This is a genomic window from Rhizobium sp. 25PS6, assembly GCF_032464655.1.
Classification (GTDB): Bacteria; Pseudomonadota; Alphaproteobacteria; order Rhizobiales; family Rhizobiaceae; genus Rhizobium; species Rhizobium laguerreae.
In genome coordinates, this window is record NZ_JAWDIV010000034.1 from 38,438 (window position 1) to 53,896 (window position 15,459).

Below are 15,459 nucleotides of genomic sequence, written 5' to 3' on the forward strand. Positions count from 1 at the left end.
TTGCAGTCAAGAACTCAGCCGTTCAGCTGGGCACTGTCGAGGGTATACAGTTCCTGCGCCCGCTGCACGCCGCGCAACGCATAGCGTCCGACGCAGGCGAGGGCGGTACGCTGCTGCTCCGGAATCGCCGCGGCGAAATCGGAGGAGATCAACAGGTTGAGATCAACGGAACGACACATCGAGGCGATCCGGCTGACCTCGTTGACAGCAGGCCCGATGACGGTGAAGTCCAACCGATCCTGGCTCCCGATATTGCCGTAGAAGACATCACCGATATGCAGGCCGATATAGACGTCGGTCGTCGCCCGGCCGTCAGCCGCACGCGCGGCATTCAGCGTAGTGAGCTTTTCCCGCAGCAGCGATTCGGCGCTCAGCGCCGCGCGACACGTCTCCGCCGGTACCTCGCCCTTAAAGATGGCGAGCACACCGTCGCCGATCAGCTTCAGCACGTTGCCGCCGGACTCGTGGATCGCCGTGATAACCGCCTCGCTATAGTCGTTGAGCAGCGGGATGATCTCCTCCGGCGGCACGCTGTCGGAGATCTTGGTGTAGTTCAGCAGGTCGGAAAACCAGAGTGCCGCGGAAATCCGTTCCGATTTGCCGCGGCTGATCTTGCCTTCCATCACCTGGCGAGCGGCGTCCTCGCCGAGGTAGACCTCGGCGATGGTGCGGGCGATACGCCCGAGCGCGATACATTTGATCGCCAGCCCCAGCACCGGCACCAGCTTGCGCAGGATGGCGAGGTCGTGATCGGAAAAGCCCTCAGGATGTTTCGTCGCGAAATGCGAGAAGAAGCAATCCATCTCGCCGATCGTGCCGGCCTCGCTGAAACGATGCATCATCGCCACAAAGTCGGTGTGACCGGCTTCAGCGATCGTATCGAGCATGGAAAAATCGATGGGATCGCCGAAGCCGAGACGCCGGCGTATCTCCCGCTCGTTGCGAGACCAAAGATGAAAGAAAGCCGAACGCTGCCAGTTCGACGCCGCCTCCCCCGAGATCGTCGGACCATATTCGAATTCGGTCTGGACTTCCTCGACGCTGTCCCAGCGGAAGGCGCGGCCCTCATGCACCGGATGCAGCGTATCCATCAGCGCCAGGCCGCGGTCGAGCGGGAGGCCGGCATCCCGGCAAGCCGAGCAGAAACCGGTCATGAGTTCGGCCTCCGAAGCGCCTTTCAGTCCCTGCTCCGTGATCCAGGCTGCAATCGTGCTGACGTCGCTGTAATCCATGCCGCTCACCTCGTGTCAAAGCTGTAGCCCGAATTCGGCATCGAAGGAAAGTCAATTGGCTCAATCGGCCGCGGGCATATTGTAGGGCGTGACGATTTCGACTGATGAAAGCGAGGGCGTAACCGCGCGCGGCAAGGCAGTCGCCCGGCTCATGATCGCCCGGAAGGCCGAACGTGCATCGGTTTTGAGATCATGATGCAGCACGAAGCCGATCCGACGCGCCGCAAGCAGGGCGCGATTATCGGCATCGAGATCATGGGCGACGAAAACCCGGACGGGGCGTTTGGCCGCGTCGAAGGCCGCAAGCACCGCCCGGTTGCCGCCGCCGATCGAATAGACGGCGTTGATGGCGGGATCGGCCGCAAGCGCTGCCGCGGCAAGCGTTCCCGTCGCAGCATCGGTGCCGTGCCCTTCGCTGATTTCGGTAATGCCGATCTCGGGATAACGGGCGCGGATGACGCGGCGAAAGCCGATTTCGCGCTCCTCCTCGCCGCGGAACCTTCCGCTCGACAACGTTACCAGCACCTTGCCGCCGCCAGCCCCGAGGAATTCGCCGATGAGATAGGCGGCGGTTTCTCCCGCCGCCCGGTTGTCGGCGCCGGCATAGGCGATGCGTGCCGAATTCGGCAGGTCGGTCACCAGCGTCACGACGGGAATACCGGCCGCATCCGCCCGCGCGACGGCGGCGGCCACCTCGGCGACGTCAGGCGCCTTGAGCACGATGCCGTGCGTGCCGCGCAGCCGGATGCGATCGAGAAGCTGCACCAGCTCGGCCGGCTTCATCACCTCGGCGAAATGGAACCGGCAGCGGAAGACGCCCGGCAGGAAGGTCGCCATCTCCGCCTCGAAGGCTGCCCGCACCGCATCGCTGAAACGCTGCGGCGTCTCCATGACGATATCGATGGCCAGCATGCGGCCGCTGCCCATTGCCCCGGCCTGCTGCTTCTGCAGCTCCGCGATCGCCGCCTTCACCCGCATCTCGGTCTGCCGGCGCACACCCGGCCTGCCGTTCAGCACCCGGTCGACGGTGGCGGTGCTGAGCCCCGCCTGGAAGGCGATATCCTTGACAAGAAAGAGGTGTGCCATGCGACCGGCCTGATGGTTTTTTGATGGATTTCTGATCTATATCACCTGGCATCGCGGCGTATAGTGCCTCCATTGGAAAGAGGGAGGAGCCCGCCATGAAAACCGACAACCAGCAGAAACTGCGCGCCGATCGCGTCTGGCTGAGCGAAGACGCCTGCGATCTCGATGATTTTCGCGCCCTTGCGGAAAAGACGACGGCGCTTGCCGATTACCCCACGGCGTCTACGGTCGAAAAAAACGTGCTGATCTATGACAGCCGCAAGGTGATGACGGCGGCCGCGACGCCAGAAGGCCGACGCGCCGTCCTGGCGGAAATCTGCGACGCCTTTGGCGAGGGTCCTGGTGTCGTCGTGTTCAAGCGCGCCTACGAAAACACCGGCATCGTCGACCGCGCCAGCACGATCTTCGATGCGATCATCGAGGAACAGCATCGCACCGCGACCGGCGGCGGCGACCACTTCGCCAAGCCCGGTGCAAACGACCGCATCTGGAACTCGCTGGAAAAACATTGCCTCGCCGATCCGGCAAATTTCGCCGAATATTACGGCAACGCCATCGTCGCGCTGGCAAGCGAAGCCTGGCTCGGCCCGAGCTACCAGATGACGGCGCAGGTCAACCGCGTCAATCCGGGCGGTTCGGCGCAGTCGGCGCACCGCGACTACCATCTCGGCTTTCAGTCCTCAAAGGTGATCGAGCAGTTCCCGGCACATGTGCATCGGCTTTCGCCGGTGCTGACATTGCAGGGTGCGGTCGCCCATTGCGACATGCCACTCGAAAGCGGTCCGACGCTCTTCCTGCCGTACAGCCAGACCTATGTACCGGGCTATCTCGCGCTGAAGCGGCCGGAGTTCCGGGATTATTTCGAGACCAACCATGTCCAGTTGCCGCTCGAAAAAGGCGACGTCGTCTTCTTCAATCCTGCCCTCTTCCATGCCGCCGGCACCAACCGCTCGGCGGACATCAAGCGTGTCGCCAACCTCTTGCAGGTCTCCTCCGCCTTCGGCCGGGCAATGGAAACCGTCAACCGTGAGAGGATGAGCGCCAGGCTGTTCCCCGCCTTGAAGGCCCTGCAGGGCAGGCACTCGCCTGACGAAATCGCCAACGCCGTCGCCGCCTGCGCCGAAGGCTACTCCTTCCCGACCAACCTCGACCGCGACCCGCCGCTCGGCGGACTGGCGCCGAAGACACAGGCGCAGTTGATGCACGAGGCGCTGAAGCAAGGCTGGAGCGATGAAGCCTTTACGGCAGCACTTGCCGAGCAGACGCAGAAGAAGCTGAGCTGATTTGGAGGCTGGAGGCCCCCTCATCCGCCTGCCGGCACCTTCTCCCCGAGGGTAGAAGGGATATGCCGCAACGTCTCGATTCCCCCTTCTACCCAGCGGGGAGAAGGTGCCTGTAGGGCGGATGAGGGAGCATCCGCACGACATAAAAGCCTCTCGCACCCGCGGGAGGCCATTCGTACGTCATCACAAAGGAGGAACCACATGAGCACAGACCACGGCCGCCTCGATGGCAAGATCGCCATCGTTACCGGCGGCACGCAAGGGTTGGGCGCGACCATTGCCCGCCTCTTCGCCGAACGCGGTGCAAAGGGCATCGTCATCTGCGGCCGCAACGAAGCCAAGGGCAAGGCGAAGGCGGCGGAGATTTCGGCTGCGACCGGCGCCAGGATCGTCTACGTCAAAGCCGACCTCGGCAAAGTCGAGGAAGCACAGCATGTCGTGCGCGCCTGTGACGAGAACTTCGGCCGCGTCGACGCGCTGGTCAACGCCGCCGCCATCACCGATCGCGGCACCATTCTCGATACCAGCCCGGAACTCTTCGACGCCATGTTCGCCGTCAATGTTCGTGCGCCGTTTTTCCTGATGCAGGAGGCGGTGAAGGTCATGCGCCGCGAAAAAATCGAGGGTACGATCGTCAATATCGGCTCGATGTCGGCCAAAGCCGGCCAGCCTTTCATCGCCGCCTATTGCGCCTCCAAGGGCGCGCTGGAAACGCTGACGAAGAACACCGCCTATGCGCTCCTGCGCAACCGCATACGCGTCAATGGTCTGAACATCGGCTGGATGGCCTCCGAGGGTGAGGACCGGATTCAGCGTGAATATCACGATGCCCCTGCCGACTGGCTGGAGAAGGCGGCGGCAAGCCAGCCCTTCGGCCGCCTCGTCGATCCGCACGAGGTGGCGCGCGCCTGCGCTTACCTGTCGTCTTGCGAATCCGGTCTGATGACCGGCTCGGTCATCTGCTTCGACCAGTCGATCTGGGGCGCTTACGACGGCTCGCCGCATCCGGTCGCGGCCCTCTGACGAAACCGGAGCCCGGCATTTCCATCGCCAGGCTCTGGCACCTCCAGCTTTTTGCCGCTAGGAAAAGAACGGCAGCATTCAGGGAGGAAACTGGCATGGGCGACAATCCGATTTATGAGATCCGCGACGAACGCTTCGGTGCAATGGTCATCGGCAGCGCCTGCCTCGAGGAGCTTTATTCCGGCTGCCGCTGGACGGAAGGCCCGGTCTGGTTTTCCGACCTGAACTGCCTTCTCTGGAGTGATATCCCGAATGAACGCATGATGCGCTGGACACCGGATGGGACCGTCTCCGTCTTCCGCTCGCCCTCCAACTACATCAACGGCAACACCCGCGACCGGCAGGGCCGGTTGGTCTCTTGCGAACATGGCGGCCGCCGCGTCACCCGTACCGAGACGGACGGCACCATCACGGTTCTCGCCGACAGCTACCAAGGCAAGCGGCTGAACTCGCCGAACGACGTCGTCGTGCACTCCGACGGCGGGATCTGGTTCACCGATCCGACCTACGGCATCCTGTCGGATTACGAGGGCCACAAGGCCGAGCCCGAGCAGCCCACGCGCAACGTCTACCGGATCGATCCGGCAAGCGGAGCGATCGACGCCGTCGTCGAGGATTTCATCCAGCCGAACGGCCTTGCCTTCTCGCCCGATGAGACGAAGCTTTATATTGCCGATTCCGGCTCCGCAAAACATGAAGTGCCGCGCCATATCCGCGTTTTCGACGTCATCGACGGCCGGAGGCTTGCGAATAGCAGCTACTTCTGCAGCCTCGATGTCGGCCATCCCGACGGTTTCCGTTTCGATGTCGCCGGCAATCTCTGGACGAGTGCCTCCGACGGCGTGCACTGCTTTTCACCCGAGGGAGCGCTGCTCGGCAAGATCAGGGTGCCGCAGACGGTGTCCAACCTCACCTTCGGCGGCCCCAAGAAAAACCGGCTCTTCATCACTGCGACGCGTTCGGTCTATTCGATTTATATCAAGACGACCGGCGCGCAACATCCATAGATCAGGCCTTCACTTTGTCGGGGCGGCCGTGCAGCGGTTCGGCCCGATGCCAGTTTTCCAGGATGCGGCCATCGGCGTGTTTCTGCCGCGCCCAGCGGATGCCGTTCGAGATCACCTTGTGCACAGTCTTGTCGTGATAGATCGGATAGGTCTCGTGGCCGGGGCTGAAGAAGAAGATGCGCCCACGCCCGCGCTGGAAGGTGCAGCCGCTGCGGAACACCTCGCCGCCGGAATACCAGGAAATGAACACCAGCTCGTCCGGCTGCGGAATATCGAAGGGCTCGCCATACATTTCCGAGGCATTGACCTCGAAATAGGGCGGCAGCCCCTCGGCGATCGGATGCGAGGGATTGACCACCCAGACCCGCTCCAGGTCGCCTTCCGGCGTCTCCCGCCAGGACAGGTTGGCATTGGTGCCCATCAGCCGGCGGAAGAGCTTGGAATGGTGGCCGGAATGCAGCACCAGCAAACCCATGCCCTTCAGCACGCGCTGCTGCACGCGGTCGATCAGCCCGTCGCTGACCTCCTCATGCGCCATATGCCCCCACCAGAGTAGCACGTCGGTATCATCGAGCACGCTGTCCGGCAGGCCTTCATCAGGATCATCGAGCGTGCCGCGGCGAATTTCGAAATCGGGATGGGCAATGCCTGATGCGATCGCTCCATCGATACGATCAGGATAGATCTCCTGAACCTCTTTATGGAGCTGCTCGTGGCGTCCCTCGTTCCAGATGGTGACCTTGATTGTCATGGCATTCCTCGATGTTTGGGCCTCGATGTTTAGGTCTTGATGTGTCGGGCGAAATTGTCAGGCGGTTGCCGGACGGATGACCCGGCCGGCGGAATCGAACAGGTGGCAGGCGGCGGGATCGGCCGTCAGCGGCACGCGGTCGCCCGGACGCACCGCGATATCGCCTTCGGCGCGCACCACGATCGGCTGCTGCTGCGAACCGACGGTCATGTAGGTCTCGACGCCGAGCCGCTCGACGATGACGACCTCGGCGGTGAAATGTCCCTGGCCCTCGGCTGCGATCTTCAGATGCTCCGGCCGGATGCCGAGCTTGGCCTCGCCCTGCTGCACCGCGCCACTGGCATCGACGAGATCGAGCGAAAGCCCGATCGGGCTGTTGAGATGCAGCTTGCCCGCCGACGGCCGCGTCGCCGTGACGGGAATGATGTTCATCTTCGGCGAGCCGATGAAGGTCGCGACGAATTCATTGTCCGGCTGATGGTAAAGCGACATCGGCGCGCCCTCCTGTGCCACGAGACCCTTGTTCAGCACGACGATGCGGTCTGCCATCGTCATCGCCTCCACCTGGTCGTGGGTGACGTAGACGACGGTCGCCTTCAGCTCGCGGTGCAGGCGTTGCAGCTCAGCGCGCATCTGCACGCGCAGCGCCGAATCGAGGTTCGACAGCGGCTCGTCAAACAGGATCAGCGCCGGTTTCTTGATGATGGCGCGGCCGATCGCCACGCGCTGGCGCTGGCCGCCGGAAAGGGCGGCCGGGCGGCGATCGAGGTAGTCGGTGAGCTGCAGGATTTCGGCTACAGCTTCCACCTGGCGGCGGATCTCCACCTCCGGCACCTTCTTCAGACTGAGCGAGAAGCCGATGTTTTCGGCCACGCTCATATGCGGATAGAGCGCATAGGACTGGAACACCATGGCGATGCCGCGCTTGTCGGGCGGCACGTCGTTGATGCGCTTGCCGTTAAGGATGAGGTCGCCCTCGTCGATGCCTTCGAGGCCGGCGATCATCCGCAGCAGCGTGGACTTGCCGCAGCCGGACGGACCGACGAAAACCGCGAACTCGCCGTCTTCCACGGTAATGTCGACGCCCTTGATGACCTCGAGCGCGCCGTAGAATTTGCGAACGTTTCTGAGATTGATCATCTGTTTCTCTTTCTTGATCTCAGCCCTTCACGCCGCCCGAAAACGTCTGGACGAGGAAGCGCCGCGCAAAACCGAAGGCGACGACGGCGGGCAGCAGATAGATGAATGCCAGCGCGGTCAGCAGGCCGTAATCGATCTCATTGATGCGCAGGAAGGCGCGGAAGAGACCGAGCGGCAGCGTCTGCAGCTCCGGTGACGACAGGAAGATCAGCGGCAGCAGGAAATCGCCCCAGGCCGACATGAAGGCGAAGAGCCCGGCGGCGGCAAGCCCGGGCAGCGCCAGCGGGATCAGCACCCGGCGAATGCGCTGTATCAGTGTTGCCCCATCCATCAGGGCCGCCTCCTCGTAGTCCCTCGGCAGCCCGTCGAAGAAGGTCTTCATGATCCAGAGCGCCAGCGGCAATTGCATCGTCGCAAGCACCAGGATCAGCCCGAGATAACCGTCGATGAAGCCGGTCCAGCGCATGATGTCGCGGGCATAGCTGCCGAAGATCGGCCTGAGCACCGCCGCTTCCGCATTGTTCAGCGTCAGCAGGAATTTGTAGAGCGGCACGACGAGCGCCGTCGGCGGCAGCACCCGGATGAGCAGGATCGCGTAGAGGAAGGGCAGCTTCCACCAAGCCCGGGTGCGCGACAGGGCATAACCGCCGAGCCCGGAAAGCACCATGACGAGCAGCGTCGCGCTAGCGACCACGAAGAGCGAATTGAACAGCCACTTCGCCCCGTCCTCCTTGGTGAAGACTCTGATATAGTTGGCGAAAGTCCACTGCTCCGGCCAATGCAGGAAGAGCTGCGCATTGCCGTCGAGAGAGGCAAGCAGCACCCAGAAGAAGGGCACCGCGCAGAAGATCGAGATCAGCGACAGCGTCGCATAGGCGATGAGGTCGGAGCGACCCTTGTTTGCAGTTTCGCTTGGGGAAACGACGGCCATGTCAGACCTCCACCTTCATGGCCCGGACATAGGCGATACCTAATATCAGCGAGATGACGAGCGCGACGACGGCGACCGCAGCACCATAACCCAGCTGGAACGACGTAAAGGACTGGTTGTAGATGTAGATGCTGACCACCTCGGTCGCCCCGCCCGGTCCGCCGCGCGTCAGCGCATAGACGAGGCCGAAGACGGCGATGGTGGAGACGGCCGAGATCAGCATATAGAGCAGGATCGTCGGCATCATCAGTGGCAGGGTGATGCGGCGAAACATCTGCGATGGGGTGGCGCCGTCCATGCGCGCCGCCTCATAGATCTCCGCCGGAATGGTACTGAGGCCGGCCGTTAGCAGGATCATCGCCGTGGCGATGCCGCGCCAGGTGTTGACGACAATGATCATCGACAGCGGGAAGACCTGCAGCCAGTCGGCCGGCGTGATGCCGAAGAAGCTGACGATGCGGCTGAGCGTGGCATTGTCACCGCCCGCCAGCATCGAGATCCACATGAAACCGGCGACGACTTCGGGGGCTGCATTCGGCAACAGGATGATCGACGAGAACACCCGCCGAAAGCGGATCGGCCGGCGCAGCGCAATTGCCGAGATCAGGCCGAGCACGAACTGGCCGATCACCGCCGAACCGATGACGAAGACGAAAGTGACGAACAGCGAATTCCAGAACTTCGCGTCGTTGAAAAGCCGTGTGTAATTCCTGAGACCGACGAAGCGGGGCCGAAGGGCCGCAGCCCCGGTCAGCGCTTCATTGGTAAAGCTCAGATAGATCGAGTAGAGGGCCGGATAGATGACGAAGGCCAGAAGCAGCACCAGCGAGGGCAGCAGGATCAGCAGCCATTGCCGCTCGGCGCGCTTTTCATGAGAGTTTCGGGCCATGGAAGCTCACAAACCTTATCGATGGAACCGGCTTATCGAATGAAAGCGGGAAGACGCGGGCGTTGGCGCCGCGTCCCCGTCCTGGCGGAAGAGAGGGTGCCGGAGCTTACTTGACCATGTCGTCGCCAAGCGTTTCCTTGACGTAGTCGACGAGGATCTTCTGGGCGCCGGCGGCATCGGTTTCTTTGCGGAGCAGCGCTTCGGTGGCGCGCGCCACACCTTCCGAGACCGTACCGAAACCGGAGGCCTGTTTCAGGAACACGCCGTTCCCGGCCGCCGCATGGATCGGAACCAGTTCCGTCAGCTTCTGGAACTCGGCATTGTCAGCCGCATCCTTGCTGGCCGGGATATTGCCGATACGGGCGGCGTAGGAAACCTGCGTCTCGATCGAGCCGATCTCCATCAGCGCCTTGATCGCCAGCTCCGTATTGGCCGACTTGGAATTGACGGCCCACGGCGCAGCGAGATTGGCAAGTACGTACTGGCCGCTGCTCTGGCCGGGAACCGTCCAGGTGCCGACCACCTTCGTCACGTCAGGGATTGGGTTCTTGCTTTCGCGACCCCAGTCGAAAATATAGCACCAGGAGCCGCAGGTGGTCGCGGCGAGCTTGCCTTCCGGGAACATCTGGTACTTCGGCACGACCCAGGGCTCAGGCCCGAGCAGCGGCTGCGTCGGCATCAGATCCTTGTCGATCAGTTCCTTGTAGACATTGAAGACATCCTTGATGCCTTCGCCATTCAGATCGAGCTTGCCGTCGGCATCGACCAGCTGCGGCGTCTTGGAACCGACGAGCAGATGCTGGAAGCCTTCGTCGAAGGCGCCGCTTCCCCAGGAGACGCCGGCAGGGAAGAGCAGGCCGTAGGCGCCGGTCTTCTGCTTGATTTCGGCCGCGCGGTCGAGAAGCTCTTGCCAGGTCTTCGGCTGCTCGGTCGAGATGCCGGCCTTTTCGAGAACGTCCTTGCGGTAATAGATTTCCTGGATGCCGAGCATGAACGGCATCACATAGGTTTCACCATCCGGACTGACGGCAAGCTCCTTGGCGACGTCATAGAGGTTGGCGTAGCCATCCCAAGCCTTGAACTCCTTGGTAACAGGCGCAAGGTAGCCGGCTTCCACCATGTCGGCGACGGCAGCCGTGGTCGGGATGGAGAACAGGTCGGGCGCGTTGCCGGCGCCGAGCTCCGTCAGGAGTTTGGTCAGGTAGTCCTTGTCGGGCGCCGGATATTCGATGACCTCGACGGTGACGCCATATTTCTTTTCGATCCGCTCGACCGTCGACTTCATCGCATCGATGCCGGCCTGACCGTGGTTTGCAATTCGGATTGTTTCAGCCTGCGCCAGCGTCGAAACCGCGCTCAGCAGAACGGCGCACAGGCCGCCAAGAACCATCTTCTTCAATGGAAGTCCTCCCTTTTTAGAGACACGGCGCCCTCCAGCACCGGTTGCGAAAATGTACACGCATTCCAAATACTGACAAGATGGTTTTTGAAAAGATTCGAATGCGAGTTTTAATATACTGATATTACTGATTTATTTAGATATTGCCATCACTATACCGTTTGTGTAATCGTGTGCACAATGCATTCAGGGAGGAATTTTCATGACTAGGAAATTACGCCTCGGCGTCATCGGCGCCGGCTTGAAGGCGGCGGAATATGCCGAGAGCTGGGTCAAGATGCCGGAGATCGAATTTGCTGCACTCGCCGACACCACGGCGGCTTCGCGCCAGCGCCTGATCGACGTCTGCCTCGCCGCTGGCGCACCAGAACCGAAGAGCTTCGAGGATTATCGCCAGATGCTTGCCGAATGCCGGGGCGAACTCGACATCGTCTACGTCTCCACCCCGCATGCCTTCCATGCCGAACAGGCAACCGCCGTCGCCGAGGCCGGCCTCGACCTCTTCCTGGAAAAGCCGATGGTGACGACAGTCACTGAAGCCGAGAGGCTGATCGCCGCGCAGAAAAAGAGTGGCGTCACCATCGTCACCGCCTTTCAGGGCGGCCTGTCGCCGCTGGTGCTCGACACGCGCCGGCGGGCTCTCACCGGCGAATTCGGCGAGCTGATCGCCATTTCGGGCATGATCTGGGAAAGCTGGTCGTCCAACTACGACGGCCACTGGAAGCAGCAGCCTGACATCTCCGGCGGCGGCTTCATGTTCGATACCGGCGCCCACATGATGAACACCGTCTGCCTACTCGCCAATTCGGATTTCGACAGCGTGTCGGCCTACATGAACAACCATGGCAGACGGGTCGATATCGCCACCGCCGTCTCCGCGCGGCTGAAAAACGGTGCGCTGGCGACACTGACGGCCGCCGGCGAAGGCCCTCCGGGCTGCGCCTCCTACATCACCTTCTTCTATTCGAAGGCGATCGTGCGCATCGACGCCTGGGGTGGCTGGCGCGAGATCAGTATCGGGCGGATCGCCGAGCCGCGCGAGGAAGCCGAGATTCTCGGCAACCCGATGAAGAATTTCCTCGCCATTCGCGAGGGAAAGATGGAAAACTCCGGCTCCGTTGAAATGGGCCTCAGATTCGCTAGGCTATGGGATGCAATCAAGGAATCGGCAGCGGCCGACGGCGCTTCCGTCAGGATCGTCGCCCAATAGGCGCTGAAGATGAGCGGTATGAGCAGACGGCGGATCACCTCGAAGGAACTGGCGAAACTCGCAGGCGTCTCCTCCGCCACCATTTCCCGCGCCTTCTCGCCGGATTCGCGCATTGGCAGCGCCACGCGCGACCGCATCCTCGCCGTCGCGCGTGAACATGGCTACCAGCCGAACGCGATCGCCCGCTCGCTGAACAACCAGCGTTCGCGGCTCGTCGCCCTGGTCGTCAATGCGATCGGCAACCCTTGCGAGGCCGAGGAGCAGCAGCTTCTCGTCCACCGCCTGCAGGCGAGACAATTGCTGCCGATCATCCTCTGCTGCGCCGATCATTCCGACCGGCTGCAGCTGATGCGCCTTGCCTCGACTTATCAGGTCGATCACGTCGTCGTCTTCTCCGACATGGTGTCGATGCAGGATGCCGTCGATATCTTCCATACGACGAAGCCGATCATCGTCTCCTTCGAGCCGCTCGAAAACGAAAACGTCTCCAGCATTCGCATCGACGGCGCTGAGGCCGCCGACGAGATCATCGACAAGATCGTCCGCGACGGCAAAAAGCGTTTCGCCTACCTCTCCGGCACCAATTCAAGCTGGATCGACAAGCTCAGGCGAAAATGGTTCGCCGATGCGCTGGCCAAGCGCGGCCTTGCCTTCGAGGTCCAGGCCTTCGGTGACTACTCCTATGATTCCGGCTTCAAGGAAGCCGTGCTCCTGCTGCACAGGGATAAGGTCGACGCCATCATCTGCGGCAACGATGTCATGGCGATCGGTGCGCGCGATGCAGCCCGCCGGGTGCTCGGCAAGAACACGCCTGATGATATCGCCATCGTCGGCCAGGACGGCATTGCCATGGCCGCCTGGGATTGCAACGACCTGACCACGCTGAGCCTCGACCACGTCGCCTTCATCGATGCCGTCGTCGAATTGATCGAACGGCATGACGCCGAGATCGAAGGTCCGCACAGCATCACGCTCACCTGCACCGCCCGCTGGGGCTCGACCGCCTGAAGCATGTTGCCTGGAATTGTACAGCGGTTGCGGGGTGACGACATGCATGAAAAAAGCTAAAGCGCGTCGCATGAATCGAATTCGCTGTGACGTACTTTAGCTGCTCGCTCATCCATTGCGTCCAGGAGGAATACCGATGACCAGATTTTCACGCGCCGAGAGGCGCCGCAATGTCCCTGATGCCGTAACCTGGAGAGCCTGAAATGCGTTCCGTCGTATCTTTCAACGAAGGCTGGAGTTTCCATGAGGGCTTCGGCCAGCGTTTGCTCGAAGCTTTTGATGCTGCCAGGTCGGTCAGCCTGCCGCATACCGCCGTCGAACTGCCCTTCAGTTATTTCGACGAGACCAGCTATCAGCGCGCCTTCACCTATCAGAAGGTGCTGCGCTGGCTGCCGGAATTCGAGGGCCGCGAGGTTTCGCTCGTCTTCGATGCCGCCATGGCCGACAGCGTCGTCTATCTGAACGGCGAAGAAATCATTGCCCATAAGGACGGCTACACGCCCTTCGAGGCCCGCCTCACCGGCAAGCTCGTCAAGGGCGAGAACCTCGTCACCGTCAAGATCGACGGCAGCGAGAACCCTGACATTCCACCTTTCGGCGGCCGCATCGATTATCTGACCTATGCCGGCATCTACCGCGACGTCTGGCTGAAGGTCACCGACCCGGTCTCGATCCGCAATCTCAAGATCGAAACCACCGACGTTCTGCGCCCGGAGAAATCGGCGACCATCCGCGTCGACATCGCCAATCCCGAGGGCCGCAGCTTCTCGGCGACCGTCACCGCCACGCTGAAACAGGCCGATGGCACGGTGGTCGCCACTGCCGCGACCGAAACGATCGGCAGCCGCACCACGCTCTCCTTTGGCGGCCTCACCGGCATCGCCCTCTGGGACATCACCGATCCCACGCTCTATGACGTCACCGTCGAGCTCAGGACCGAACACGGCTCCGACCGTATTTCCACCCGGTTCGGCTTCCGCACCGCCGAATTCACGCCGGAAGGTTTCCTCCTGAACGGCAAGCCATTGAAGCTGCGCGGCCTCAATCGCCACCAGGCCTTCCCCTATGTCGGTTATGCCGCCGGCCGCTCCGCCCAGGAGCGCGACGCCGACATCATGAAGACGGTGCTGAAGTGCAATATCGTCCGCACTTCGCATTATCCGCAGTCGAAATGGTTCCTCGATCGATGCGACGCGATCGGCCTGCTGGTTTTCGAGGAGATCCCCGGCTGGCAGCATATCGGCGACGCCGACTGGCAGCAGGAATCGATCGAGAACGTCCGCCGCATGATCGAGCGCGACTGGAACCATCCCTCGATCATCATCTGGGGCGTGCGCATCAACGAATCGCAGGATGATCACAATTTCTACGCCGAGACCAATCGCCTCGCCCGTGAGCTCGACAGCACCCGCCAGACCGGCGGCGTGCGTTATCTCACCGAGAGCGAGCTACTCGAAGACGTCTACACGATGAACGACTTCATCCTCGGCAATGAAGAGCTGCCGGGCGCCAACCGCCCGCGCACAGCGCTACGCGCCCAGCAGGAAAATACCGGACTATCGCACAAGGTGCCGTACCTCATCACCGAGTTCAACGGCCACATGCACCCGACGAAGATCTATGACCAGGAGCAGCGCCAGGCCGAGCATGTGCGCCGGCACCTGGAAGTGCTGAATGCCGCCTATGGCGATCCCGATATCTCCGGCGCCATCGGCTGGTGCATGTTCGATTACAACACCCACAAGGATTTCGGCTCCGGCGACCGCATCTGCTATCACGGCGTGATGGATATGTTCCGCGAGCCGAAATTCGCGGCCTATGCCTATATCAGCCAGTGCGACCCTTCCGAGGAGATCGTCATGAAGCCGGTGACCTTCTGGGCGCGCGGCGAACGCAATATCGGCGGCGTGCTGCCGCTGATCATCCTGACCAACTGCGACGAGGTGGAGCTGCAATATGGCTCGCTTAGCAAACGCATCGGTCCGGACCGCGAGAACTACCCGCATCTGCCGCATCCGCCGGTCGTGCTCGACCATCGGCACTTTACCGCCGATGAGCTTGGCACCTGGGGTCTCGAATGGATCGACGGCACCTTCACCGGTTATATCGGCGGCGAGCCGGTGGCCAGCCTGACGCTGGTGGCCGATCCGTTGCCGACGACGCTGGAAGTGGTTGCCGATAGCCCCACGCTGAAAGCCCGCGAACGCGACAGCACACGCGTCATCATCCGCGCCCTCGACCAGCGCGGCCAGCGCCTGCCCTTCATGAACGATAGCATTTCGCTGAAGGTTCACGGCCCGGCAAAGATCGTCGGCCCGACCAATGTGCCACTCCAGGGCGGCACCGCCGGTTTCTGGCTGGAGGCCACGGGGTTCACTGGCGAAATCACCGTCGAAGCGGTCTCCTCGCGGTTCGCGCCGGTGACGCTCGGCGTGACGGCCGGCTAGCGGATAGTGTTAGAGCGTCCTTAGCGCGTCTTTCGAGACGTGCGGCGCTCTAA

General features: G+C 62.1%; 13 protein-coding genes. 6 read left to right on the forward strand and 7 right to left on the reverse strand.

The features are described from left to right. Positions 1-14: 14 nt before the first annotated feature. Positions 15-1,232, reverse strand: coding sequence for an adenylate/guanylate cyclase domain-containing protein (locus tag RWK44_RS33410; RefSeq protein ID WP_131642953.1), 1,218 nt, complete (start codon positions 1,230-1,232; stop codon positions 15-17). A 60-nt stretch (positions 1,233-1,292) separates the two neighbouring features. Then, positions 1,293-2,318, reverse strand: a complete 1,026-nt coding sequence (locus RWK44_RS33415) for a LacI family DNA-binding transcriptional regulator (protein ID WP_131664490.1) — start codon at positions 2,316-2,318, stop codon at positions 1,293-1,295. 95 nt (positions 2,319-2,413) lie between these two features. Between RWK44_RS33415 and RWK44_RS33420 the strand changes: the two genes are divergently transcribed. The 3 genes from RWK44_RS33420 to RWK44_RS33430 all read left to right on the forward strand — a co-directional run bounded on the left by RWK44_RS33420 (position 2,414) and on the right by RWK44_RS33430 (position 5,631). Continuing rightward, positions 2,414-3,601 carry a phytanoyl-CoA dioxygenase family protein gene (locus RWK44_RS33420; protein WP_316030040.1) on the forward strand — a complete coding sequence of 396 codons (1,188 nt, stop codon included), beginning with the start codon at positions 2,414-2,416 and terminating at the stop codon, positions 3,599-3,601. 201 nt (positions 3,602-3,802) lie between these two features. Next, entirely contained in the window at positions 3,803-4,624 is an 822-nt protein-coding gene (locus RWK44_RS33425) for an SDR family oxidoreductase (protein ID WP_168283040.1), read from the forward strand. 95 nt (positions 4,625-4,719) lie between these two features. Continuing rightward, on the forward strand, positions 4,720-5,631 hold the full coding sequence (locus RWK44_RS33430; RefSeq protein ID WP_168283039.1) for an SMP-30/gluconolactonase/LRE family protein: 912 nt from the start codon (positions 4,720-4,722) through the stop codon (positions 5,629-5,631). Between the two features lies 1 nt (position 5,632). Here RWK44_RS33430 and RWK44_RS33435 read toward each other — a convergent pair whose 3' ends face one another. From RWK44_RS33435 to RWK44_RS33455, 5 genes are all read right to left on the reverse strand, one after another. Beyond that, positions 5,633-6,382 (reverse strand): ThuA domain-containing protein, encoded by a 750-nt coding sequence (locus RWK44_RS33435; protein ID WP_168283038.1) that lies wholly within the window; start codon positions 6,380-6,382, stop codon positions 5,633-5,635. A 57-nt stretch (positions 6,383-6,439) separates the two neighbouring features. Continuing rightward, positions 6,440-7,522, reverse strand: a complete 1,083-nt coding sequence (locus tag RWK44_RS33440) for an ABC transporter ATP-binding protein (RefSeq protein WP_168283037.1) — start codon at positions 7,520-7,522, stop codon at positions 6,440-6,442. Positions 7,523-7,541: 19 nt separating this feature from the next. Beyond that, positions 7,542-8,453: a carbohydrate ABC transporter permease gene (locus RWK44_RS33445; RefSeq protein ID WP_027689374.1), complete on the reverse strand. Its 912-nt coding sequence runs from the start codon at positions 8,451-8,453 to the stop codon at positions 7,542-7,544. Between the two features lies 1 nt (position 8,454). Then, positions 8,455-9,342, reverse strand: coding sequence for a carbohydrate ABC transporter permease (locus RWK44_RS33450; protein ID WP_168256430.1), 888 nt, complete (start codon positions 9,340-9,342; stop codon positions 8,455-8,457). Positions 9,343-9,448: 106 nt separating this feature from the next. Further along, positions 9,449-10,741, reverse strand: coding sequence for an ABC transporter substrate-binding protein (locus RWK44_RS33455; protein ID WP_316030041.1), 1,293 nt, complete (start codon positions 10,739-10,741; stop codon positions 9,449-9,451). 202 nt (positions 10,742-10,943) lie between these two features. Here RWK44_RS33455 and RWK44_RS33460 point away from each other — a divergent pair, with 202 nt between their 5' ends. From RWK44_RS33460 to RWK44_RS33470, 3 genes are all read left to right on the forward strand, one after another. Continuing rightward, positions 10,944-11,951 (forward strand): Gfo/Idh/MocA family protein, encoded by a 1,008-nt coding sequence (locus RWK44_RS33460; protein WP_131664497.1) that lies wholly within the window; start codon positions 10,944-10,946, stop codon positions 11,949-11,951. A gap of 9 nt (positions 11,952-11,960) precedes the next feature. Next, the gene (locus RWK44_RS33465) at positions 11,961-12,959 is read left to right on the forward strand and encodes a LacI family DNA-binding transcriptional regulator (RefSeq protein WP_025396137.1); all 999 of its coding nucleotides are present in this window, start codon (positions 11,961-11,963) and stop codon (positions 12,957-12,959) included. Positions 12,960-13,162: 203 nt separating this feature from the next. Then, a complete protein-coding gene (locus RWK44_RS33470) occupies positions 13,163-15,406 on the forward strand; it encodes a glycoside hydrolase family 2 protein (protein WP_316030042.1) in 2,244 nt (747 codons plus the stop codon). The last annotated feature ends 53 nt before the right edge of the window (positions 15,407-15,459 follow it).

Bases quoted from the DNA above. Each gene is read 5' to 3' on its own strand.
- RWK44_RS33460 (WP_131664497.1), top strand. From the start codon at position 10,944: ATGACTAGGAAATTACGCCTCGGCGTCATCGGCGCCGGCTTGAAGGCG.
- RWK44_RS33470 (WP_316030042.1), top strand. From the start codon at position 13,163: ATGCGTTCCGTCGTATCTTTCAACGAAGGCTGGAGTTTCCATGAGGGC.
- RWK44_RS33465 (WP_025396137.1), top strand. From the start codon at position 11,961: ATGAGCGGTATGAGCAGACGGCGGATCACCTCGAAGGAACTGGCGAAA.
- RWK44_RS33435 (WP_168283038.1), bottom strand. From the start codon at position 6,382: ATGACAATCAAGGTCACCATCTGGAACGAGGGACGCCACGAGCAGCTC.
- RWK44_RS33420 (WP_316030040.1), top strand. From the start codon at position 2,414: ATGAAAACCGACAACCAGCAGAAACTGCGCGCCGATCGCGTCTGGCTG.
- RWK44_RS33425 (WP_168283040.1), top strand. From the start codon at position 3,803: ATGAGCACAGACCACGGCCGCCTCGATGGCAAGATCGCCATCGTTACC.
- RWK44_RS33445 (WP_027689374.1), bottom strand. From the start codon at position 8,453: ATGGCCGTCGTTTCCCCAAGCGAAACTGCAAACAAGGGTCGCTCCGAC.
- RWK44_RS33410 (WP_131642953.1), bottom strand. From the start codon at position 1,232: ATGGATTACAGCGACGTCAGCACGATTGCAGCCTGGATCACGGAGCAG.
- RWK44_RS33415 (WP_131664490.1), bottom strand. From the start codon at position 2,318: ATGGCACACCTCTTTCTTGTCAAGGATATCGCCTTCCAGGCGGGGCTC.
- RWK44_RS33440 (WP_168283037.1), bottom strand. From the start codon at position 7,522: ATGATCAATCTCAGAAACGTTCGCAAATTCTACGGCGCGCTCGAGGTC.
- RWK44_RS33450 (WP_168256430.1), bottom strand. From the start codon at position 9,342: ATGGCCCGAAACTCTCATGAAAAGCGCGCCGAGCGGCAATGGCTGCTG.
- RWK44_RS33430 (WP_168283039.1), top strand. From the start codon at position 4,720: ATGGGCGACAATCCGATTTATGAGATCCGCGACGAACGCTTCGGTGCA.